Here is a 1,279-nt window from a genome sequence, read left to right as displayed (position 1 = left end):
TGCAGTTATTAAAATCATACACAGTCACTGTGTAATTATTTGATTTCAGCTTCGAAAAAATACCCGTTGATTCAAAAGTCTCTGTTATTTCTTGATTTTGAAGCGAATAACGATAAGGTGGAGTAGCCTGTAAACCAAGCACTTGCACTTGTCCTGTCAAGTCTCCAAAACAGTCGTTTTCTTTGATAGTAATCTTATTCTGTAATTGTGTAGGTTGTGTCAAAGTGTAATTTATGGTATCTACACAATTGTGGCTGTCAAGCACATAAAAGGTATATGCTTTGGCAAATAAATTGGACAATTCTTTTGTATAATTCGTTCCATCGACCTCACTGATAAGCCCCTCAAAATTTACGCGGTAATTCGGCGTTCCTCCATTTACTGCGATGTTTATTTTGCCATTGCCATCACCATAACATAATGGCATAGTACCAACACTCACTGTTTTGATTTTACTTGGCTCGGTTAGTACTATATTACTGACGGTTGCCGAGCAGCCTTTTCGGTCAGTCACTTTTATGGAATAACTACCATCGGGAAGATTATTAAAATAGGTACTATTTTGGCTGCGGTTTTGGTAATCAATAGTGTAAGTATTACCGTTATTACCACCCGTAGATGCTACTTCAATGATACCATCTTTTGACTTATAGCATAAAGGATTCTTAAAATCCTTCTGCGCTATTTCTAGTAAATTAGGCTCAGTCAAGCTTAAGGTCTTCTCTGTTTTACATTGATTTATATCTTTTGCATAAATAGTATAGTTACCTTTTCCTAAACCCCCGAAGCTATTACCAGAGACATAATTTGTACCATCCAAGGAATAACTGTAGGTTGGAGTACCTCCTTGTGTAGGAATGGATATGACGCCGTTAGTTTCTCCAAAGCACCGAATTGTATCTTGATAATACGGATTGATTACCAGTTGAGGTGGCTCTATCAAAGTAATTGTTTTAGTACTTATACAATTGTTAGCATCTTTTACCCATAACGTATAATCTCCTTTTTTGAGGTTCTCAAAATTCGTTTCGCTTTGATAGCTTTGGTTATCTTTTGAAAAACGGTAGGGAGAAACGCCGCCTGTTGCACTCGTAAAAATTTTACCAGTTGCATCTCCAAAGCAAAGATTATCATTTTTAGAAAGCTCTTCTACCAACAGGGCTGGTTCTGAAATTATGATGTGAAGACTATCCTGACAACCCAAGGCGTTGGTTGTTGTTAATTTATAAGTACCCTTGCTTAAACCTTCAAACCTGCCTGAGCTTTGCCAAACGCCGTT

1 protein-coding gene is annotated in these 1,279 nt (G+C 37.2%); it reads right to left on the bottom strand.

What is annotated here, in order from left to right; genetic code table 11:
* On the bottom strand, window positions 1-1,279 hold a 1,279-nt coding region (locus GVN22_RS28550; RefSeq protein WP_205691065.1), incomplete at both ends, for a SprB repeat-containing protein.

Origin of the sequence: Cellulophaga sp. BC115SP (genome assembly GCF_009905545.1) — a bacterium.
GTDB lineage: Bacteria > Bacteroidota > Bacteroidia > Cytophagales > Spirosomataceae > Flectobacillus > Flectobacillus rivi.
The sequence above is the reverse complement of the archived record's forward strand: the minus strand, read 5'-3'. Positions and strand labels throughout refer to the sequence as shown.